Annotated in this window: 14 protein-coding genes; 13 read left to right on the top strand and 1 reads right to left on the bottom strand. The window is 56.6% G+C overall.

Features of this window, described 5'->3' with window-relative positions:
• Positions 1–46: 46 nt before the first annotated feature.
• The gene (gene nlpE / locus HC231_RS17800) at positions 47–751 is read left to right on the top strand and encodes an envelope stress response activation lipoprotein NlpE (protein ID WP_425490562.1); all 705 of its coding nucleotides are present in this window, start codon (positions 47–49) and stop codon (positions 749–751) included.
• 58 nt (positions 752–809) lie between these two features.
• Here the strand turns inward: nlpE and mutS are convergent, their stop codons facing one another.
• Complete coding sequence (gene mutS / locus HC231_RS17795; RefSeq protein ID WP_208228061.1) at positions 810–3,368, bottom strand: DNA mismatch repair protein MutS; 2,559 nt, start codon at positions 3,366–3,368, stop codon at positions 810–812.
• A 611-nt stretch (positions 3,369–3,979) separates the two neighbouring features.
• Between mutS and HC231_RS17790 the strand changes: the two genes are divergently transcribed.
• From HC231_RS17790 to HC231_RS17735, 12 genes are all read left to right on the top strand, one after another.
• On the top strand, positions 3,980–4,753 hold the full coding sequence (locus HC231_RS17790) for a cysteine peptidase family C39 domain-containing protein (protein ID WP_208228060.1): 774 nt from the start codon (positions 3,980–3,982) through the stop codon (positions 4,751–4,753).
• A 510-nt stretch (positions 4,754–5,263) separates the two neighbouring features.
• The gene (locus HC231_RS17785; RefSeq protein WP_208228059.1) at positions 5,264–6,184 is read left to right on the top strand and encodes a LysR family transcriptional regulator; all 921 of its coding nucleotides are present in this window, start codon (positions 5,264–5,266) and stop codon (positions 6,182–6,184) included.
• A gap of 338 nt (positions 6,185–6,522) precedes the next feature.
• Positions 6,523–7,950 carry a M20 family metallopeptidase gene (locus tag HC231_RS17780; protein ID WP_208228058.1) on the top strand — a complete coding sequence of 476 codons (1,428 nt, stop codon included), beginning with the start codon at positions 6,523–6,525 and terminating at the stop codon, positions 7,948–7,950.
• Positions 7,951–7,983: 33 nt separating this feature from the next.
• Positions 7,984–9,579 carry an ABC transporter substrate-binding protein gene (locus tag HC231_RS17775; RefSeq protein ID WP_208228057.1) on the top strand — a complete coding sequence of 532 codons (1,596 nt, stop codon included), beginning with the start codon at positions 7,984–7,986 and terminating at the stop codon, positions 9,577–9,579.
• 14 nt (positions 9,580–9,593) lie between these two features.
• Complete coding sequence (locus HC231_RS17770; protein WP_208228056.1) at positions 9,594–10,667, top strand: ABC transporter permease; 1,074 nt, start codon at positions 9,594–9,596, stop codon at positions 10,665–10,667.
• The gene (locus tag HC231_RS17765; protein ID WP_208228055.1) at positions 10,664–11,599 is read left to right on the top strand and encodes an ABC transporter permease; all 936 of its coding nucleotides are present in this window, start codon (positions 10,664–10,666) and stop codon (positions 11,597–11,599) included. Before HC231_RS17770 ends, HC231_RS17765 begins: the two co-directional genes overlap by 4 nt.
• Complete coding sequence (locus HC231_RS17760; RefSeq protein WP_208228054.1) at positions 11,592–12,458, top strand: ABC transporter ATP-binding protein; 867 nt, start codon at positions 11,592–11,594, stop codon at positions 12,456–12,458. Before HC231_RS17765 ends, HC231_RS17760 begins: the two co-directional genes overlap by 8 nt.
• Complete coding sequence (locus HC231_RS17755) at positions 12,455–13,216, top strand: ABC transporter ATP-binding protein (protein WP_208228053.1); 762 nt, start codon at positions 12,455–12,457, stop codon at positions 13,214–13,216. Before HC231_RS17760 ends, HC231_RS17755 begins: the two co-directional genes overlap by 4 nt.
• Before the next feature lie 13 nt (positions 13,217–13,229).
• Entirely contained in the window at positions 13,230–14,138 is a 909-nt protein-coding gene (locus HC231_RS17750) for a serine hydrolase domain-containing protein (protein ID WP_208228052.1), read from the top strand.
• Positions 14,139–14,148: 10 nt separating this feature from the next.
• Positions 14,149–15,459, top strand: a complete 1,311-nt coding sequence (locus tag HC231_RS17745) for an MmgE/PrpD family protein (RefSeq protein ID WP_208231393.1) — start codon at positions 14,149–14,151, stop codon at positions 15,457–15,459.
• A gap of 133 nt (positions 15,460–15,592) precedes the next feature.
• Positions 15,593–21,292, top strand: coding sequence for an AvrE-family type 3 secretion system effector (locus HC231_RS17740; RefSeq protein WP_208228051.1), 5,700 nt, complete (start codon positions 15,593–15,595; stop codon positions 21,290–21,292).
• A 29-nt stretch (positions 21,293–21,321) separates the two neighbouring features.
• Complete coding sequence (locus HC231_RS17735) at positions 21,322–21,744, top strand: type III secretion system chaperone (RefSeq protein WP_208228050.1); 423 nt, start codon at positions 21,322–21,324, stop codon at positions 21,742–21,744.
• The last annotated feature ends 72 nt before the right edge of the window (positions 21,745–21,816 follow it).

The raw sequence follows: 21,816 nt of genomic DNA, 5'->3' as shown, positions 1-21,816 counted from the left end.
AAAATAGCCGGTTATAATAACAGGCCAACCCAGTAGGAGAATAATGGTGAAAAAACTGGCGGTTGGCGCGCTGTTGGTTGCAGTAATATCTGTACTGATTGGGTGCCATACAGGTTCACGGGGACAAGAAGAACAATTAAAACCGATGGCGCAGAGTTATCGCGGGATATTGCCCTGTGCTGATTGCGAAGGTATTGATACGTCACTCTTTTTGGAAAAGGATGGGACGTTTGTTCTGCGGGAGCATTATCAGACGACGCGCGAAGGCACGAATACCTTTGCTGAGTATGGTCAATGGCGGCGGACGGCGGATAAACTGGTGTTGACCGATAGCCACGGTGAAAAGCGCTATTTCCGTCCATTGGGTAATGATTTGGAAATGCTCGATCAACAGGGCGTGCCTATCAATTCCTCCTTCTCTTACCGTTTGAATGCAACCGCGTTGACCCTGCCGGATACGCCGATGCCCATGAAAGGGATGTACCGCTATATGGCTGATGCCGCGGCGTTCGCTGATTGCGCTACGGGTAAAACCTTTGCGGTGGCAAACAACATCGAGTTGGAACGGGAATACATGCAGGTCGAACCTGAAGCGGGCGCGCCGGTGTTTATGGAGTTTTCGGCGCATTTTGCCGAAATCCCCTCAATGGAGAACGGACGGACGATCAAGGCGTTGGTGCCGGACGCTGATAGTAAAACCAGGATGGATGCGCGGCGGCATTGCGATACCGTTACGGATAACGCCGAGTGATAAAAAGGCGCTGATAATTCAGCGCCTTTCTTGTCTGGGTAAGCAATATCGCCGGTTATTACAGCATATTTTTCAGTCGGTATAACCAATCCAACGCCTGACGCGGCGTCAAGGTGTCGGGATCGATGGCTTCCAGGGCTTCCACAGCCGGCGACGGCTCTTCATCGCTGAGCAACGTAAGCTGTGCGCCGTCGATATGACTGGCCGATGCGTTGTTGGACAAGGTTTCCAGCTCTTTGAGCTTTTTCCGCGCTCGCTTAATCACATCCTTTGGCACGCCCGCCAGCGCTGCTACCGCTAGCCCATAGCTTTTGCTGGCCGCGCCATCCTGCACGCTGTGCATAAAGGCGATGGTATCGCCATGTTCCAGCGCATCCAGATGAACATTCGCCACGCCTTCCATTTTTTCCGGCAGGTTGGTCAGTTCGAAATAGTGGGTGGCGAACAGCGTCATGGCTTTGATTTGGTTAGCCAGGTTTTCCGCACAGGCCCAGGCCAGGGACAAGCCGTCATAGGTCGAGGTGCCGCGGCCGATTTCATCCATCAATACCAGACTGTTTTCTGTCGCGTTATGCAGGATATTGGCGGTCTCGGTCATTTCCACCATAAAGGTCGAACGGCCGGAAGCCAGATCGTCGGCGGCGCCGACGCGGGTGAAAATGCGATCCACCGGGCCGATAACCGCCTGATCCGCAGGGACAAAGCAGCCAATATGCGCCATCAGCACGATCAATGCCGCCTGACGCATATAGGTGCTTTTCCCGCCCATATTGGGACCGGTGATAATCAGCATGCGGCGCTGCGGTGAAAGCGACAGCGGGTTTGAGATAAAGGGTTCGCTGAGTACCTGTTCCACCACCGGGTGGCGGCCGCCAATGATTTTGATGCCGGGTTTATCGCTGAGCGTCGGGCATACGTAGTTTAACGTATAGGCGCGTTCCGCCAGATTAGACAATACGTCCAGTTCGGCTAACGCCGCCGCGCTTTGTTGCAGTTCCGCCAGATGCGGCAGCAACAGATCGAACAGTTCATCATAGAGGGCTTTTTCCAGCGCCAGCGCCTTGCCTTTGGAGGTCAGCACCTTGTCTTCATATTCTTTCAGCTCCGGGATGATATAGCGTTCGGCGTTTTTCAGCGTTTGACGGCGAACATAGTGTATCGGCACCAGATGGCTTTGACCGCGGCTGACCTGGATATAATAACCATGCACCCCATTAAAGCCGACCTTGAGCGTATCAATCCCCAGCTTCTCACGTTCACGGATCTCAAGCCGATCCAGATAATCGCTGGCGCCATCCGCCAGCGCCCGCCATTCATCCAGCTCGGCGTTGTAACCGGCGGCGATGACGCCGCCGTCGCGCACCAGCACCGGCGGCGATTCCACGACCGCGCGTTCAAGCAGGCCGCGCAATTCGTCGAACTGGCCGATCTGGCTGACCAGCGTTTGCACATACTCGGTTTCCACCGGGGCCAGCAGCGCTCGAATATCGGGAAGCTGCTGGAAGGCGTGACGCATACGCGCTAAATCGCGCGGTCGGGCGGAACGCAGCGCCAGACGCGCCAGAATCCGCTCCAAATCACCGACCTGGCGCAGATAGGGCTGCAGCTCCGAGGTGAGATCCTGCAAGGCGCCGATAGCCTGCTGACGGTTGGTCAGCGTATCAATGTCCCGGCTGGGCATATGCAGCCAGCGCTTGAGCATTCGGCTGCCCATCGGCGTTACCGTGCTGTCCAACACCGCGGCCAATGTATTTTCCGTTCCGCCGGAAAGGTTTTGCGTCAGTTCCAGGTTCCGTCGCGTGGCGGCATCCATAATGATGCCATCCTGCTGGCGCTCCATGGTTATGCTGCGAATATGGGGCAGCGAGGTGCGCTGAGTATCTTTGGCATATTGCAACAGGCAGCCGGCGGCCCGCAGCGCGAGTTTCGCCTGCTCGACGCCGAATCCGATGAGGTCGCGCGTGCCGAATTGCAGATTTAGCTGCTGACGGGCGGTATCCAGTTCAAATTCCCACAGCGGGCGACGGCGTAATCCGTGACGATGTTCAATCAACGACATGGATTCGAATGATTCAGGATAAAGCAGCTCGGCCGGATTGGTTCGTTGCAGCTCTGCAACCATGGTTTCCCGATCGGCCGGTTCGGTTACGCGGAAACGGCCGGAACTGATATCCAGCGTGGCATAGCCAAATCCGCGGCCATCCTGCCAGATGGCGGCTAACAGATTATCCTGTTTTTCTTGCAGCAGCGCTTCATCGCTGATGGTGCCCGGCGTGACGATGCGCACCACCTTGCGCTCTACCGGCCCTTTGCTGGTGGCCGGATCGCCGATCTGTTCGCAGATTGCGACCGATTCGCCCAGTTGCACCAGCTTTGCCAGATAGTTCTCGACGGAATGGTGGGGAACGCCGGCCATCGGGATGGGTTCGCCGGCCGAGGCGCCTCGCTTGGTCAGCGAGATATCCAAAAGCTGCGATGCCCGTTTGGCGTCGTCATAGAACAACTCATAAAAGTCGCCCATACGATAAAACAGCAGAATCTCCGGATGCTGCGCCTTCAGCTTGAAGTACTGCTGCATCATCGGCGTGTGGTTATCGAGGTTATCGGTGGTTTTCATGCGATTATGTTTTTTAGTCCATTGAATTTAAAGTTAATTGTGATTTTTGTTGTTTTCATCGGGTATCACAGTGTCTCACTGACTGGGTGTTTTAAGGCGCCGGTTATAATGCACGGATATTTTTGGTGCAAATAACCTACACGCTTCTGCTGAAAATGAAAATCAGTGCAAATAAATCAAATGATTGCCGATAAGCCGGCAGCCGGTTCGCCATGCGCGGCGCGATAGATATTAAGGCTTTTTTCTACCGCTATACTAGCCCAGCGTCCCGTAAACTGACACCGGTAAAAACTGAAAACGCTTCGCAAACTTTGCTTGTAATAGCGAGGATGGCATTGCAAGGGAGAGAGGCAAATCAGGAGCGCCGGACCCAGATAGATCGGCCTTGCGGCAAAATTTTTTCCCTTCACCGCCGCGCCAACAGACTTCATTCCATTAACGTTCCGGCGCACGACGGCGATACGTGCCGCTTTGCATATGGCGATGCCATATCAGATGGAACTAAACGCGGTTTGAACCACTCAAGAAGCTGAGATTTTTGTACGGTCATTATCAATGACGCGTTCAGACATTGTAGCTGTTTAGGAAAACCATTTTTCAGGAGGAATCAAATGTTTAATATAAACCCCTATCTTTATGACATTAATGCATATCAGCGCTTGAGAGATGCGGTTAACAACACCGCTGTATCAGACGATACGCAGTCTGCAAGCGGCGAGTCTTCCAACGATTATCATGATGCCGATAATTCCGGGTACGTCCATTCGTATGCCGTAAACCATGGGTATGACAACGCTAACGTTTATCATGAGTCCAGCCATTACCAGTACGCGCAGTACGCGCCGCCGGAAGCGCCGTATTTTCCCGCCGGTTTTGCCGCCATGCCCGGCTATGGCAATTTAAGTCATCTTGCTCAAGGCTATTCGGCATTGATGTCGTCGCATGAGGTCTCTTATCCGGCCGGCAGCGCTTCATCACACGGACCGACATTACGTTTTGATCGCGGAGAAGGATGGAATGAACCGGGATGCGTGGTGGCCTGTATTGCGATGGTGGCGGGCGTACCTTATAAGGAAGCGCGCGATCAGGCGGAGTCTGTCGCGGATTTCGATGGCGAAAGAGGATTAACCTTTACCGAGGCGCAGGACATTCTTGAATCCATGGGGGTTGAAGCCAGCAGGCACGATCAGGATGTTGACTGGAGTGACCTGCCTGATTTGGCCATTGTTTCGGTGCAAGGTGAAGTCAGTGAAGCCCATTCGGTTGTTTTCGAAAGAAACGGAAATAATGAGTATATCTACGATTGGAAAAACTACGCGCCCGTGCCTCGCTCGTCGAACTATGAATTGCTGTCGGATGACTACTATCTGGAAATTCATCGGTAATCGAAAGAAAGATATAAAAGTAGACCGTACTTATTCGCCGGACGTACGCCGCGATCCTCCGTGCGCTAAGCCGCCTTATCCGGGCATCGATTGGAAATGTGTTTAATTTTGCGAATATTGATTGGCCGCGCGAAGCGGTTCGCATTTTTGCCCAGGGATCCTAGAGACGGTTATGCCGCTACAGGCGCTAGCCAGTCAAAAACGGAATCCCGGCGTGCGCGCATTGACTGGGCGATTTTGAACTGAAAACCGGTGAGACGCATATTCTGCTCGGCGAGAACCGGGGAATGATGATTTCGCCCGCGCAGCTATTTATCTGCATGCCGTCGGATTGCACCTTTTTTGTGCATCGGTATGGGTTTTCTGTGCCGTTAGCATCGCGCTCTGGTTTAAAGATAGATATAACCAACTGATTTGATATGGCTTGAAAAGTGGCTCGCTTCTTGCTTGTAAATTGACCACTAGTTGAAATGACTTTGTTCCCTTTCGTCCAGACAGAGGTTTCTTGCTATGGAATTGAAATGGTTTGAAGATTTCCTCAGTGTCTCTCGTTGTTATAGCTTCACTCGCGCCGCCAATGAGCGCCATATTACGCAATCAGCACTGAGCCGCCGCATCCGCCAGTTGGAAGAGTGGCTTGGCGTGCCGTTATTCGATCGCAAAACCTATCCTGTAACCTTAACGCCGGAAGGGCAGGAGTTTCTCGCTACGGCCAATGAAACCGTGTTTGCCATGGCGCATTTACGCAGTAATATGCACCAGCGCTATGAGAAGCGCACCGCCGTTCTGCGCTTCGCCATGTTGAATACCTTATCGCTGACGTTTTTCCCAGAGTGGTTCAAGCATGTTAATAGCCAGCAGCGCATGGGTTACATTCGCCTGTGCGATCAAAAGCCGACCTTTGTTGAGCATATTTCTTTGTTGCACAGCGGCGAGACGGATTTCCTGCTGACGTATGCGCATGATTCGGTATCGTTAATCAAGCAGCTTTCCGCTTACCCGATGTTGACGCTGGGCTCAGAGCGCGCGATTGCGGTCTGTCGCCCGGATAGCCACGGGCGTCCGCTTTATCCCATCGGTTTTTCACGCGATGCGGTTCCCTGGCTTAGTTATGGCAAGCATTCGTTTTTTGCCCATGCGCTTGCGCAAATGCAGAGCGTCAAACCGCTGCCGCTGGAGCCGATTTATGAAAACAGCATGTCGATTAACCTTAAGGCCATGGCGCTTTCCGGCTGCGGGGTCGCCTGGTTGCCGGAGAGCCTGATGAAAGATGAGCTTGCCGGCGGTGAATTGGTGCGCGCAGGCGATAGCCACTGGGATGTGCCGTTGGATATCCGTCTGTACCGGCAGCCCGCGCTGCGCAACCGTCAGGGGGAAGAGTTCTGGCAACTTGCGGCGGCTTCCGTCCTGCCGGAACTGGCGGTGAGTTAACCCCATCATCTTTCTTCCGCCGTTGTGCCGAGCCTGGTCTCAAGCCGCACCCGCCAACCCCTCCGCTTTTTCTTTTCATCGATCCCGTTATCTGCGCGGCGGTAGACGGGGCAATTCGGAGTACAAAAGGCGAGCGGCTTCCTGTCCCATCCCGAAGGCGCGGGCAGAGATAGCCCGCCATAAAAATTTTCAGCCGGGATTTTCGCCAAACTATGAATTTTTGGAATAGGTGGTGTGAATTGCTCATTGGCATTGCCGCTTATTCTTGTCGCATTCTGTGAATCTCCAGGGCCTAATGCGCCCGTCGTCCCATCCAACGGTAAATTCTGGGGATTGTCATGAAAAATAAAGCGTTAGTCTGGAAATTGGTGGATGAAAGCAAGGCCGAATTTTGCGATCTGAGCGATCGCGTCTGGGGTATGCCGGAGATCTGCTATACGGAATATCGTTCGGTCGCCGAGCACACGGCGATGCTGAAAAAGCAAGGTTTCCGCGTAACCGAAAACGTGGCCGATATTCCGACGGCGGTGATGGGCGAGGCCGGCGAGGGCGGCCCGATCATCGCCATTCTGGGCGAATACGATGCCTTGCCGGGACTGAGCCAGGCTTCCGGCGTCGCCAAACCTTCGCCGTTGCCGGGCAACGGCAATGGTCATGGCTGCGGGCATAACCTGCTGGGCGCGGCGGCGATGCTGGCGGCGACGGCGATAAAAGAGTGGCTGGAGAAAACCGGCCAGCCGGGACGGGTGCGGTATTACGGCTGTCCGGCGGAAGAGGGCGGGGCGGCCAAGTCGTTTATGGCGCGCGCCGGCGCGTTTGACGGGGTGGATGTCGCCATTACCTGGCATCCAAGCCCGCATCATGAGGTGGCGAAACCGCTCTCTCTGGCCAATACCCGCATGGATTTCCGCTTTACCGGCCGCTCCTCGCATGCCGCCGCCTCTCCCCATCTGGGCCGCAGCGCGTTGGACGCGGTTGAACTTATGAATGTCGGCGTTCAGTTTCTGCGCGAACATGTGCCGCAGGATTGCCGCATTCACTATGCGATGCTCGATTCCGGCGGTATCGCGCCCAATGTGGTGCAGGCCAAGGCCGCCGTCCGTTATGCGATTCGCGCCCGCGATGTGCAGACCATGTTTGATCTCAACGAGCGGGTAAAACGCGTGGCCAACGGCGCCGCCATGATGACGGATACCCAGGTGGATATCAGCATTATGAGCGCCGTCTCCAATCTGCTGGGCAACCGACCGCTGGAAGAAGCGATGCAGCGTAATTTCGAGGCGCTGGGCCCGGTGCCTTTCGATGACACGGATATGGCTTTCGCGGCGGAAATTCAGGCCACGCTGAGCCCGGAAGAGATCGCCAGCGATTATCGCCGCGTGGGGATGAAACCCGCCGAATTAAAACCGCTCAGTGATTACATCGTTCCGCTGGATGTGCACGGGGAAATCATGATCGGCTCCACCGATGTCGGCGACGTCAGCTGGGTGATCCCCACCGTTCAGGCGCATGTGCCGACAATGGCTATCGGCACGCCGGGCCACTCGTGGCAGCTTACCGCGCAGGGCAAAATGCCGGCCGCGCATAAGGGGCTGGCTCATGTCGCCAAAATCATGGCCGCCACCGCCGTCGATGCGTTGACCGATGACGCGCTGTTGGCGCAGGTGAAGCAAGCGCACGCCGTACAGGTACAGGAAACCCCTTACCGCTGTCCTATCCCGGCCGAGGTCAAACCGCCGATTCAGCCGCGCCCGGAAAACCTCTAATCCTTTGTTTTTCAATACGCTGGAGTCCGTTCAATGATAAAATTCAATACGATTACGGCAGCACTCGTTTTTTCAGGCGCGATCGTCGCGAACGCCCATGCCGCCACGCCGTCAGATTCCCTGGTCATGGCATGGAATATTGATGCCATCAGCACCTGGGATCCGGCGCAGATTGGCGAAGTGGTTACCAATGAGATTGTGCTGAATACCTGCGATTCGCTGGTTAAGTTTGACGCCGGCGACGAAAAAAAGGTCGTCCCTAATTTGGCGAAGAGCTGGGACGTGTCGCCCGATCATCAGCAGATCACCTTTCATTTGCAGGATAACCTGAAATTTCCCGACGGCTCGCCCGCTACGGCCGGCGATCTCGCCTGGTCGATGCAGCGGATCGTTAAATTGGGATACGGCAATGCCGCCGCCATCACCGATTATGGATTCAATAAGGAAAACGTCGACCAGACGATCGCCGCGCCGGATGATAAAACGCTGGTCATGAAGCTGGATAAGCCCTATCCCACCAATCTGGTATTACAATCCATTGCCGCGAATGTGGTTTCCTCCTTGCTGAATCGTAAGCTGCTGGAGAAAGAAGCGGTGAACGGCGACTTCGGCCATAAATATCTCTCCACCCGCACCGCCTGCGTCGGCCCTTATCAGCTGGTGCGCTGGAACGCCGGCGAAGGCGTGGTGTTACAGGCGACGGACAACTACTGGTCGACGCCGCCGGCGCTGAAGCGCGTACTGATCCGTCACGTGGCGGAAACCGGCACCCAGCGCCTGCTGCTGACGCAGGGAGATGTGGACGTGGCGCGCGATCTCTCCGCCGACGATCTGAAAACGCTGGATGAAGGCGGCAAGATCAAGGTGGAGAAAGTGCTGAAGCCCCAGCTCTTCTTCTGGACCTTTAATAACGAAGATCCGATTTTCAAAAATGAAAAAGTCCGTCTGGCGATGCGTTATCTGATCGACTACGACGGCCTGGCCAAAAATGTGATGCCGTATCTTGGCGTTCCCCGCGCCAGTTTCGTCCAGATCGGCGCATTCGGCGCGCTGGACGAGCAGCAGGGGCAGCCGTTCAAGCTGGATTTGGAAAAAGCCAAACAGCTGCTGACCGAAGCCGGTTATCCCAACGGATTCACCTCCAGCGTTATTTTCGGCACCTTGCCGCACTCCGCGCCTATCGCGCAAAGCATCCAGCAGAACGCCGCCAAAATCGGCGTCACGCTGAAGCTGGAACGCATGGCGAACGCGCAGTTGTTCAGCCGGGCGCGCGGGCGCGAGTTCTCCAGCGCCATGATGGCGTGGCAGACTTCGGTGCCGGACGCCCATGGCAACGCATCGCGCCTGGTATTCAACCCTGATAACAGTAAGGATGCCCGCGCCACGCAGTATCCGAGCTGGCGGGCCGCGTTTTATAACGAGGATCTGAATAAGCAGGTTGAGGCGGCGCTGCTGGAAGCGGACGAGGCCAAGCGAATTGAGCGATATGCCGAGCTGCAGCGCGAAGTGATGGAGAAAGGGCCGATGGCCATTATGTTCCAGATGTATAACACCGCGGGCATCAGTCCGGTGATTAAGAACTGGACCTGGAATGGCTTTCGCGTCTGGTACAACGCCGCAAGCAAATAATCGGAGGGGCGTCAATGTCGCAGGTATTTTCGCAACAACCTATGAACCTGGCGTGGTCGCTGCGTTACCGCCGTCTGATAAGGCTGGTAAAAGGCGCGATCTCCATTTTCTGTACGCTGTTGGGGCTGGCGGCCTTGACCTTCTTTATCGGCCGGCTGCTGCCGATCGACCCGGTCGTGGCCGTGATTGGCGATAACGCCAGTCAGGAGGCCTATAACACCATGTATATCCAGTTGGGGCTCGATCAGCCGCTGTGGAAACAGTTCGTCGATTATATCTGGCAGTTGGCGCATCTTGATTTCGGCATCGCCCTGACGACCAGTCACCCGGTCGCTCAGGATATCGCCCGCGTTTTTCCCGCGACGCTGGAACTGGCGACGCTGGCGGCGATCATCGGGACGGGGCTGGGGATCCCCGCCGGGGTGTTGTCGGCCATGTACCGAAACTCCTGGTTCGATCACCTGATCCGTTTCATCGGCTTGCTAAGTTATTCGACGCCGCATTTTTGGCTCGGCCTGATGGGGTTACTGCTGTTTTACGCCTCGCTGGGCTGGATCGGCGGTCCCGGACGTATTGATTTTATCTACGAATTCGATCTGCAGCCGGTCACCGGGTTCTGGCTGATCGACAGCGCGCTGGCCAACAACTGGGCGGTATTCAAAAACGTTTTCAGCCACATTGTCTTGCCGGCTTCGATTCTGGGCTTAAGTTCGCTGGCCTACATCAGCCGCATGACCCGCAGCTTTATGATCGAACAGCTTTCTCAGGAGTACATCATCACCGCGCGGGTTAAAGGTTTATCCTGGGCGCGCTGCGTCTGGGTGCATGCGCTGCGCAATATCGCCGTTCCCACGCTGACGGTGGTCGCGCTCTCCTGGGCCTGGCTGCTGGAGGGCGCGGTTTTGACCGAAACCGTTTTCGCCTGGCCGGGGTTTGGCCGTTATCTTACCAACGCCTTGCTGGCGGGCGATATGAATGCGGTAGTAGGCTGCGCGCTGCTGACCGGCGCGATATTCGTCACCCTCAACCTGATTTGCGATTTGCTCTACCGCCTGTTTGATCCTCGTACCCGTCAGGAGGATAAATGACCGATTTGACCAACAAATCCTCTGCCGCCCGGCCGCGTTCTTCCCTGCGCGACTGGCTGAACGCGCCGGTGCCGACCACGCCGTTTCAGGCTCGGATGCAACAGACATGGATTCAGTGGCGCCGCTTTTGCGCCAACCACTCGGCGCTATTCGGCCTGATTGTGCTGCTGGTGATTGTTTTCGCCGCGCTGTTCGCGCCCTGGCTGGTCAGTCACGATATCTATGCGCAGGATTTGGCGCATCGCCTGCAACCGCCGAGCCTGGATAATTGGCTTGGCACCGATGAACTGGGACGCGATATCTACAGCCGGCTGCTGTACGGCGCGCGCATCACGCTGTATATCGCCGGGCTGACCGCCATTATCATTACGCCGCTCGGCCTGGTGATCGGCACCACGGCCGGTTATCTCGGCGGCTGGGTGGATACGGTGCTGATGCGGCTGGTGGATATTTTTCTGGCTTTCCCCAGCCTGATTCTGGCGCTGGCGTTCGTCGCCGCGCTCGGCCCCGGCATCGAGAACGCGATCATCGCCATTTCCCTGTCGTCGTGGCCGCCGATAGCCCGTCTGGCGCGGGCGGAAACGCTGTCGATCCGTAAGATGGATTACATCGCGGCGGTACGTTTGCAGGGGGCGTCGTCCTGGCACATCATCCTGTTCCACATCATTCCCATGTGTCTGCCGTCGGTGGTGGTGCGGGTGACGCTGAATATGGCGGCCATTATTTTGACCGCCGCGGGGCTCGGTTTCCTCGGTTTGGGCGCGCAGGCTCCCAGCCCGGAGTGGGGCGCGATGTTGGCGTCGGGACGCGAGTTTATGCTTAATAACGGCTGGATCGCCGCCATACCTGGTTTAGCCATTCTTTTCACCAGCCTGGCCTTTAACCTGCTCGGCGACGGCCTGCGCGACGTAATGGATCTTCGCCATGAGTGATACGCTGCTTGATGTACAGGATCTGAATATCGTTTTTAAGGGCGCTCAGCAGGACAACCACGCGGTGCGCGACGTCTCTTTTCAGGTGGGGCGCGAGAAAGTGGCGATTGTCGGCGAATCCGGTTCGGGGAAATCGCAGACCTGCCGCGCGCTGCTGAAGTTAACGCCGAAAATCGGCCGCATCAGCGCCAAAGCGATCCGTTTTGGCGATATCGATCTGTTGAACGCCAGCGAAAAACAGATGCGCACCATCCGTGGTAATCGCATTTCGATGATTTTGCAGGATCCTAAATTTTCGCTGAATCCGCTGATGCGCGTCGGCCGCCAGATCGCCGAGGCCTATCGTCTGCATACGCGCGTCAGCCATAAGATCGCCCGTGAGAAAGCGTTGGCGATGCTGGAATCGGTACATATCCGCGATTGTGAAAATGTGTTTGAGCGTTATCCCCATGAAATTTCCGGCGGCATGGGGCAGCGCATCATGATCGCCATGATGCTGATCCCGGAGCCAGACCTGATCATCGCCGACGAGCCGACCTCGGCGCTGGATGTCACCGTACGCCGGCAGGTGCTGTCGATCCTCGATGAACAGTTGGCCCGCCGTAATACCGGATTACTGTTTATCACCCACGATCTGAATTTGGTATCGCGTTTTTGCGATCGGGTGCTGGTGATGTACGCCGGACGCATCGTCGAAGAGATCCTCGCCAGCCGCCTGCACGAAGCGTGTCATCCTTATACCCAGGCGCTGTTGGCCAGTCAGCCGCGCTTGCATCACCCGGTGGAGACGCTAAGCGTGCCGACGCGCGATCCCGACTGGCTGAATGGCCCCAGTTACCGCAATGGAGTCGCCTTATGATTATTCCAGCATCGCAACGTAGTGTGGAGGTCGTCGATCTCAATATCGCTTTCGGCGAGGGGATGATGCGGCGTCAGGTGGTCAGCGACGTCAGCTTCACGCTGGCGGAAGGCGAAAGTTACGGGCTGATCGGCGAATCCGGCTGCGGCAAGTCGACCATTCTGCGCGCGCTCGCCGGGCTGAACAGCGATTATCAAGGGGCGATTCTGTTTGGCAACCGCGAACAGCACCCGGTGCGCGATAAAGCCTTTTATCGTCAGGTACAGATGGTGTTCCAGGATCCTTACGCTTCGCTCCATCCACGCAAAATGGTGTACGGCACGTTGCGTGAACCGTTGCAGCTGCATGGGCTGGATCGCCATGAGGAACGGATCAGCGAAGCGCTGAACGCCGTCGGTTTGTCGGATGCTTTCCGCTATCGCTATCCGCACCAGCTATCCGGCGGTCAGCGGCAGCGCGTCGCCATCGCCAGGGCGTTGATCATGGAGCCTTCCGTTCTGCTGCTGGACGAACCCACCTCCGCGCTGGATGTGTCGGTGCAGGCGGAAATTCTTAATCTGCTCGCGGGTATGCGCCGGCAACGCAAATTGACCTATCTGATGGTCACGCACGATCTGGCGGTGGTGACCCATCTGTGCCAGCGCGTGGCGATTATGCATCAGGGCAAATTATTGGAAGAACTCAGCGCGGACGCTCTGCGGCGGGGAGACGCCCGCGAAGAGTATACCCGGCATTTTCTCGCCGCCAGCGAGGCGTAAAGGAGCCAGAACCATGTTTCAGTCGCTGACTGCCTATCTCTCCACCATTGATACGGCGGCCATGATGGTGTGGCGCGCCGGGAGCCGCGTTTATGAATACGGCGATTGCCAAACCCGCTTTCAGTGCCATTCAATGCGCAAAAGTTTTCTCAGCGCGCTGATCGGCATCGCCGTGGAAGAGGGACGCATCGATTTGTCGCTGACGCTGGAGGCGCTCGGATTAGACGATATCGGCGGTCTGTCCGATGTGGAAAAACAGGCCACGTTGTATGACCTGCTGACCGCCCGATCCGGCATCTATCACCCGGCCAATTACGAAACCGCCTGGATGAAGCGTATTAAGCCGCGGCGTCATAGCTACGCCCCCGGAGAACAGTGGTGTTACAACAACTGGGACTTTAATGCGTTGGGAACCGCCTGGCTGCAACTGACCGGCGAGCCGATTCATCAGGCTTTTGAGCGCTGCATCGCACAGCCCATCGGGATGGAGGATTTCCTCGCGCGGCGGGACGGCTGGATGGAGCCGGGAGAATCCTCCCGTCATCCCGCATATCCTTTCCGGCTTTCTTCCCGCGACCTGTTGCGTTTCGGCCAGCTGTTTCTGCAACAGGGCGCATGGCATGGCAGACAAGTGATCCCCGCTAAATGGGCGCGCGCCAGCACATTGCCGATCTCCCATGCCGGCGGCCGCGGCGCGTATGGCTATATGTGGTGGATCGTTCGGGACGGTATCGCCTGGCCGGAAGTGATTTTACCCAATGGCAGCTACGCCGCCTGCGGCGCGGGGGGCCACGTTTGCCTGGTCATTCCCGCCTTGGATGCGGTTGTTGTGCATCGCGTCGATACCGACGAGCCCGGACGCGAAGTGAACCGTTTTCAGATCGGTAAAGCGTTGCAGCTAATGCTTAATGAACTTTCCTAGGGAGAACATGATGACGGTGATTGAAACCATCGCCGCCTGGTGCGCGCGTAAACCGACGTTCAGCCAGGCCGCCAGACAACGGGCTTGCGAGGCCATTATTGATACGCTGGCGTGCCTGTACGCCGGACATAATGATTTCTCCAGCCGAGCGGTGCGGCAGGCGTGGGCGGCTTACCAGCCGCAGCCGGCGGCCGTGTGTGCGCTGATTAACGGCACCGCGGCTCATGCCATTGATTACGACGATAATTTTGCTCCCGGAATGAGCCACGCGTCGGCGGTGCTGGTGCCGGCGTTGCTGGCGGTGGCGCTGGCGGAAAAACGCGGCGGCGGCGACCTTGTCGATGCCTACCTGATAGGATTGCAGGCGCAGGCGTTTGTCGGCTCGGTGGTCAGCGCGTCGCATTACACCGCAGGGTGGCACGGCACCTCCACCGTGGGCTGTATCGGCACCGCCGCGGGCGTCGCCTGGCTGAAAGGTCTGGACGAACAAGGGATCGCCAGGACGTTGAGCATCGCCGTCAGCCTTGCCGGCGGCGTTAAAGGCCAGTTCGGTACGCCGCTGAAACCGTTCCACGCCGGCATGGCGGCCCGTAATGCGGTGGATGCGGCGGAACTTGCCGCCGCCGGTATGTCCGGCCGCCTGGATATTATTGAAGGCGATCAGGGCTTTTATCAGCTCTTCGCCGGAAAGCGCTTTCAGCCCGCGGATATCGAGCGCTGGCTAGCCCCGTCGCGGCATGTGATCGAGAGCGTTGGGGTTCTGCCGAAAAAGCATCCCTGCTGCGGATCGACGCACCGAATTCTGGACGCCATCAGCGATTTGCAGGCGCTGCATGCCTTCAGCGCCGACGATGTGGTAAAAGTCGAAGCCAAAGTCGGTATCGCCAACCGGCGTAATCTGGCCTATCCGCTGCCCGAAAATGAAATGCAGGCGCGTTTCTCCATGTCCTATTGCGTCAGCGTCCTGCTGGAAAAAGGGGCGTTAAGTGTCGCGGACTTTACGCCGCAGCAGGTCGTCAGGCAGTCGGCGGCGGACAAACTGAACCGGGTCAGTATGACAAGCTGGAGCGAAGCGGAAGAGGAAGCTAATGACAATCTGCCGCACATCGTTACGATCACGCTAAAAGACGGCCGTAAGCTGAACGCTCAGCGGTTAACGGCGAAAGGCGATATCAGCGATCCTTTCAGCGCTGCCGATCGTCAGCGCAAGTTTGCTGACTGCTGCGCCGGGCTGGCCGACGCCGATGCGCTGTATCAACGTTTAACCCGGATTGAGCAGGAAAGTTCGTTGGCGTTTTTACGCGTGATGCTGATGGAGTAAGGTGATGTGATCGCATAAAAAGCGAGCAAATTCATGTAGAAAATACCGCAACATTTATATTGCCGGCGGGAACTGCCCCATATTTTTTTCCACTCAAGGAAAAAATTGAAATAATTATGGGCAGGAACACGGCATGGCCATCGGCAAAGTAAATGTTTCGTCGACGCAGTGGGTCAACGCGAGCAGAGCAGCGGGTGCGGAAAACGGAGGGAATAAAAAACTGCATCAGGCGACGACGTCACACGCGTCGCAATCTGCGGCTGGCTCCTTGGCTGGCGAAGGGCGAAATCACGCCTCGCGGACGAATCTTCGTCAGGCGCCGCCCGCGGCCCAAGATGAGATGCCTGCGCGTCAACGCGGACGCGGCTCCAAACTCGGCAACTTTTTGCATGGTTTTTCGGTTTTTAAAAAAAAGAGCGCCGAGGCACAACCGGCAAAGCAACCCGAACCGCAAAAAACGGCCGCGGCGTACCAGCCCAACTCGTTGTTGGCGAAGATGGCGGAGGAACGGCCGTCAGCGTTGACTCATGGCCGGACGATCGCTCTCGATGAGAAGCCGTCCGCGGATGAGGTGCGGCATTATCAGCATAATTTCAGCCAGGTCCGGCAGAATATCCTGAAAAAGATTGGGCGAGCTTCCGGGGACGAGGGCTTTGTCAGCGGCTCGTCCCACTATTACACCCCGCCTTCATCGATGACCTCTTCCGGTTATCTCTCCTCCGAGTCTTTGGATTCTTTGCCCGCCGATATGTTTGACGATGACGGCGCGGTGGACCAGCTGTACCGCGACATGCTTGATAGGCAGGCGGGGCAGGCGCCCAAGGTATTTGATCCGGTGGCGTTCTATGGCCTGGAGCCGGAACCGGCGGCATCAACCTCCGCGGAGGCGGCTGACGACGCGCAGCTTGACGACGACGGTATGCTGGAACGGTTGCATCGTCAGATGACGGAGCGCCAGGCGGGCAAACCGCCGAAAGTATTCGATCCGACGCTTGCTCCGCCCAAGCGCGAGCCATTTCAGCCGTCGTTATCCCCAATAAAAGAGAAACCGTATGAAGGCGCCGAAGAGGCGTCTTCCCGTCAGCGCGAGGTGTCGGGACAGCAGTTGGAGGCGGGGCCGGCCACGCAGCCGCTGAACGTGAGTCTGGACGACAAAGGACGCCTTGCGGTGCATGAGACGGCGTCGCCGGCGCTCCAAAGCCTGTTGCAGCAGACGTTGGGGAAAGACAATCAGCGCTTTTTGTCGCATATGACGCGCCTCTCGGACGAGGGCGATCAGCAACATCTGCTGTTGGGCAAAGAGGGTAAGCTGTTTGCCCTAAACCGTTCGCCCAACGCCTATACCGCCATTCATTCCAGCGTGCCCGCCGCGGAGAAGAAAACGCTGGAACTGGCGGGGAAAGGTAAAGCGAATTACACCCTGCATGCGGACGCGGATAACGGCATAGTGAGCATGCGCGCCGAGAGTAAGCACCGGCCCGGCGGTAGTTCGCAATCGTCTCTCCCCTTGCCCGGCCGTCTGCATGAGTCGCTGTTGACCGGCATTTATCGTCATCCCTCAACGGCAACCAATACGCAAGGGGCGCAAGTGCGTCTGCACGGCGGAAAACTGCATGAACTGAACGAGGCGCTGGACGTTTGGCAAAAGAAAAGCGATATCGCCTTCGATAAGTTGTCCGCTCAGGCGGACAACAAACTTTATGCGATCCGGAATAAGCATACGCTGAGCAACTTAACGGACGGCGCGCATTCTGAGAAATTCGTGAATGACATTGCCGCGTTCGCGGTCAATAAGCGCGGTCAGGCGGCGGTGCTGGTGGATACGGACGATCGCGCCAGAGTGTGCTTTATGCCGTCGCTGGACGCCGCGCCGGAACACCGCGTGCCGGTTATCCTTAAGCTGGCCGATCCGGCATTGGCGTTGGTGCGCGGCAGCGAGCATATCGAAGCGCAAACCATCGGCATGGCGGATAACCAGTTCTATGTCTCCGATAGCGAGGGCAAGCTGTTCGTCGGCGACTATCCGCGGCTCGGACAGGATGAACTTACGCTTAAGCCGGCCCCGCAGCCGAAGCTGGAGCAGGCGTTTTCAAAGAATTATCACATCGAAGGCTTTGCCAGCGATGAATACGGCCAGTTGAACGCGCTGGTTAAAGACAACCTCAAACAAACGCACGCCTGTCCGTTAGGCAAAGATAATCAGTTTACGCCCGGCTGGAACCTGACCGATGCGCTGGTGCTCGATAATCAGCTGGGCCTGACGCATATTCAGCCCACGGAATTGGAAACCGTCGGCCTGCAATATCAGGGTAAGCTGACGTTGCAGGAAGGAACGCTGTATTACCACGACAGCCTGACGCATGCCTGGACAAAAGCGGAGGACGGCTGCGCGCAATTGAAAAAAGGGAGCGACGGCCAAGCCTATATTCTGAAAGACGGCGAGGTCAAAAAACTCAGCATAAACCACCAGAGCAGTACGCTGCGGCAGGGAACGGACAATATTTTTTCGTTGCCGCATGTGCGCAATAAACCCGAATTGGGCAAAGCGCTGTTGCCCGAAGCGAAGAAAGACAATGCGACCGCCATGGCGGTGATCAACGCTCAGCAGTTTCTGGTGGCGTCGGAACAGGGCGATATCCATTTTCATCAGGTAAAACCCGGCACTAAGCAGTCGCTGCATCCGGCCCATGTCGTGCCTAAAACGGGGATTAACGGCGAGATAAAAGACATTTCGCTGGATCGTCATCAAAACCTGTACGCGTTGACCCGGCAGGGGGACGTATTCACTTTGCCGCAATCTCAGTGGCGGAAACCGCCGGGCGAACAGGGACAGATAGCCTGGGAAGCCGTATCGCCGCCCAACGTCGCCGCCGGCGAGATTAGCCATATTCAGAATGACGATGCGGGCAATCTGGTCGTTTCCCAGGATGCCGTTCATCACCGGTTAACCGATAACGGCTGGCACTCATTGGATACCGTGCGCCACGCGGAGCCGCCGCCGATAGAGTCGCGTTCGTCGGAGACCGTTTATAACCGTCTGAATAACGTGAATAAGCGCGTGCGTCTGCCGGGTTCCGGGCTGACGGCGCAGGGTACGATTATGAAAGGCGGTTTTACCGGCACGGAAGGCGGCGCGGTGAAAAGCAAGTTCGCCGAGCGTCTTAGCGCGCACGTATTTTCGCCGACCCTGTCCGTGCCAAGGCCGGTTAAGAATCTGGCCTACGCCGTTCAACACCAATGGCAGGGACGTGAAGGCTTAAAATCCCTCTATCAGATGCAGAGCGCCTTGCTCAAACAGTTGGAAGGGGGAAATATTCGCAAGTCGGCGGTGGCGATTACGCCGGTCGCTGCTCATGCCGAGGCCGTGGCGGATTTGCGTACCCGTTTGGATCGCCTTGATTTAGGCGAGAAAGGGACAGAACTAATCTCGATGTTGCAGCGTTTTCGTTCCGAACTGGAAGAGAGCGCGACGCTGTCGGTTACCCGGCTGGGGCAGCATAAAGGCATTGTGAAAGACAACGGCGAACTGAACGAAGGGTTCAAGCCGTCGCCGCTGAAAAACGCCGCGCAGTCTCTGAACCCCAACCGTTCCGGCCGCGATCTCAGTAAGTCCTTGCTGGACGCCTGGCGTTCGGCCCCGGCGGCGAAAGACAGCAAGGTCGAAACGCTGTTGTCCGCCTTCGTGGATAAAAAGGTCAACATCAGTCATCAGAAAGCGGATATCGCGCTGGGACGCCAGCGCGATCCCAACGATCAAAATTCATTGCTCAAATCCCGCCTGGTTCTGGATACGCTGACGCTCAAAGATCTCCACCAACTGGTCGACAAGGCGGAACTGTTGTCCGGTAAAGCGCCGGATGAGCAACAGATTAGCCAACTGCGGCAGGAAGTTACCCAGCTACGCGACGGTCAGTATGGCCAGAACCCGATTAAACAATTCACCGATATGGGATTTTCCGGCGACAGCATGCTGGAGGCGGACTATGACGCGGTAAAAGCGTTTCTCAATGCTTTCCGTAAAGAGAATCACGGCTTAAACGTTACGGCGAAAACGGTATTGGACGCCTCGCATCAGGCTGAACTGGAGTCGAAGCTGGTCGATACGCTGAAATCCATGGGCGAAGGCGACGTCATCAACTTTGAGCGCAGCTACGGCGGCGGCGCCAGCGCGGCCTATGTCTTTTTGCTGAAGAATTCGCCGCTTCCCGTCGTGCCGGGCGGCGGTATGACGTTTAACCGCGTGTATGGGCTTACCATGACGCGCCTTGATAACAGTTTATATGTCGAATTTAACCGGCGGGGAGATACGGTCGGCAATGTTTCCATGGCGACCGGCTTTAACCTCTTGCCGGAATTACTGCCTAAATCCATCAAAGAAAAAGTGAGCGCGATAAGTATCAACGACCATTACAACCTGATGCCGGATTTGCGCATCAACGGTTCAATGGCCGGCGCGTTAACCAAAGGCAGTCAAAAAGGGCTGGCCTTCACGCTGACGGACGAGGAGTTGCCTGATTTTGTTAAAGGCCTGACCCAGGGAACGCTGAACCCTGCGGAGTTGATGCAAAAGGGCGTGCAGCATCTGGTGAGAAGCGGCGATAAAATCAGCTTTAGCCTGGATATCAGCAGCTCGCTGGAAGCGCGAGCCGCGGTGAACCTGGGCGCGAATATCGTCGATCCGGCGACGTCGCAATCAAGAGCGCCGTTCCCGGAAACGTTGACGCGCGCGTCGTTGGGCGTCGGCGCCGGATTGAATGTGCTGTCCGCCACCCGCGAACGGACGTTAGCCGAAGGCGAGAATGCCATTAACAGAACCTACACCGACAACCGGGTGCGTTTCTTTAACCGGGTGGACATGGATGCGCATGCCGGTATCAACGCGGGGGCGATTTTCCCCATTGAAGACGGCAATGCCGACGATCCGAATGACCTTGTTCCGATATTCGTCGGCTCCGGGGCATCGGCGAATCTCACCATAGACAGTTCGGTCAACAAAATGGTCGATATGACGATGAAGCGGGCGGAACCTGTCATTGACGATGACGTTACCGAATTGACCGTTCAACTCAGTAAGCATTTTAAAGACAGCGCCAGCCGTCAGGTACTTGCGGCGCTGCCCGACGTGAAGGATGTCGGGGAAAAATTGCGCATTCTGAATAATCATTTCATCGGTCAGGAGATCAACAGCGACGAACGTTATGAGGCGCTGAATAACGTTAAATCCGCCTTTTTTCAGCACCAGATCGCCCAGGACGGCGGCATGATGGCGGCGGGGATCACGCTCAACACCACCTATAACAATCTGTCGCGGCTGGATAACAACGGCATGATCCATGCCGTGCGTAAATTTTTGGACGCCTCGTTGCCGCCCACCAACTCGGATCGCCTTAAAGCGCTCATGGCGTCAACGCCTGAGCTAAACAGGGCCATTGAAAGCATAAAACAGTTGCCCGGCACTAACGCAACGATCGGACTGGAATTAAAAGAACCGTTAAAACAAAAAATTATTGAGGGTATTCAACAGAAGAAGGTTGAACATCAGGATATTGCCAACCTGTTTAACGATCGTAATAACTTGCGTTTGAGTTACATCGCATTCTATCAAACCGCCAAAAAGAGAGAGGGGTTTGATACGCCGACGCTGGTCTTTGGCGGTAGCAGCAGCGCCAGCGTCTCCATGTCGAAGAACATCGGCACGATCGCGTTCAAATATGGGCAGGATCAGAGCGTCCCGCGCGGATTCACGCTGGACGGCGATATCGCCAAGGCGAATCCGACCCTCGCTAACGCTATGTATCAGTTGAAGAACGAAGGTATGGAAATGAAGAGTTAATTCACGGGCAGAAATAAGGAAACGAGAACATGACACAGTATCAACGACAGGTTGAGCGCTGGTTGCAGCATCTTGCTCAACGCTATCGGACCGATCTGACGCTGCGGGACGGCGTGTGCGCGCTATGCGACGAGAACGGCGGCGAAGCGGCGATCATTGAAGTGCCGGCGCAAAGCGACAGCCTGCTGCTGCATTGCCAGCTACCGGTGTTGCCGGAAGAGATCGCCGAAGGGATTTCGCGGTTTTGTCTGCAATTGAATTTCGAAATGAACGCCATGCGCGGCTGTTGGTTGGCGATGGATGAGTACCAGACGCTCCGCCTGTGTACGCAACATACCGTCAATACGCTGAATGAGCAGGCATTTACCGCGCTGGTTGAGGGCTTTATACGACAGGTTGACGAAGTGGGCGCGTTTTTACGCGATGCGCTCACGCGGATAGCCGCCGCGTGAGGGCGCAAGTCGATTACGTCAGAAACGGCTGAAGGATAGTGGTTGGGCGCTAACCGCGATTCCAGCGGCTGG

The organism is Brenneria izadpanahii, assembly GCF_017569925.1.
Classification (GTDB): domain Bacteria; phylum Pseudomonadota; class Gammaproteobacteria; order Enterobacterales; family Enterobacteriaceae; genus Brenneria; species Brenneria izadpanahii.
The sequence above is the reverse complement of the archived record's forward strand: the minus strand, read 5'-3'. Positions and strand labels throughout refer to the sequence as shown.

Bases quoted from the DNA above. Each gene is read 5' to 3' on its own strand.
- mutS (WP_208228061.1), bottom strand. From the start codon at position 3,368: ATGAAAACCACCGATAACCTCGATAACCACACGCCGATGATGCAGCAG.
- HC231_RS17790 (WP_208228060.1), top strand. From the start codon at position 3,980: ATGTTTAATATAAACCCCTATCTTTATGACATTAATGCATATCAGCGC.
- HC231_RS17785 (WP_208228059.1), top strand. From the start codon at position 5,264: ATGGAATTGAAATGGTTTGAAGATTTCCTCAGTGTCTCTCGTTGTTAT.
- HC231_RS17780 (WP_208228058.1), top strand. From the start codon at position 6,523: ATGAAAAATAAAGCGTTAGTCTGGAAATTGGTGGATGAAAGCAAGGCC.
- HC231_RS17775 (WP_208228057.1), top strand. From the start codon at position 7,984: ATGATAAAATTCAATACGATTACGGCAGCACTCGTTTTTTCAGGCGCG.
- HC231_RS17770 (WP_208228056.1), top strand. From the start codon at position 9,594: ATGTCGCAGGTATTTTCGCAACAACCTATGAACCTGGCGTGGTCGCTG.
- HC231_RS17765 (WP_208228055.1), top strand. From the start codon at position 10,664: ATGACCGATTTGACCAACAAATCCTCTGCCGCCCGGCCGCGTTCTTCC.
- HC231_RS17760 (WP_208228054.1), top strand. From the start codon at position 11,592: ATGAGTGATACGCTGCTTGATGTACAGGATCTGAATATCGTTTTTAAG.
- HC231_RS17755 (WP_208228053.1), top strand. From the start codon at position 12,455: ATGATTATTCCAGCATCGCAACGTAGTGTGGAGGTCGTCGATCTCAAT.
- HC231_RS17750 (WP_208228052.1), top strand. From the start codon at position 13,230: ATGTTTCAGTCGCTGACTGCCTATCTCTCCACCATTGATACGGCGGCC.
- HC231_RS17745 (WP_208231393.1), top strand. From the start codon at position 14,149: ATGACGGTGATTGAAACCATCGCCGCCTGGTGCGCGCGTAAACCGACG.
- HC231_RS17740 (WP_208228051.1), top strand. From the start codon at position 15,593: ATGGCCATCGGCAAAGTAAATGTTTCGTCGACGCAGTGGGTCAACGCG.
- HC231_RS17735 (WP_208228050.1), top strand. From the start codon at position 21,322: ATGACACAGTATCAACGACAGGTTGAGCGCTGGTTGCAGCATCTTGCT.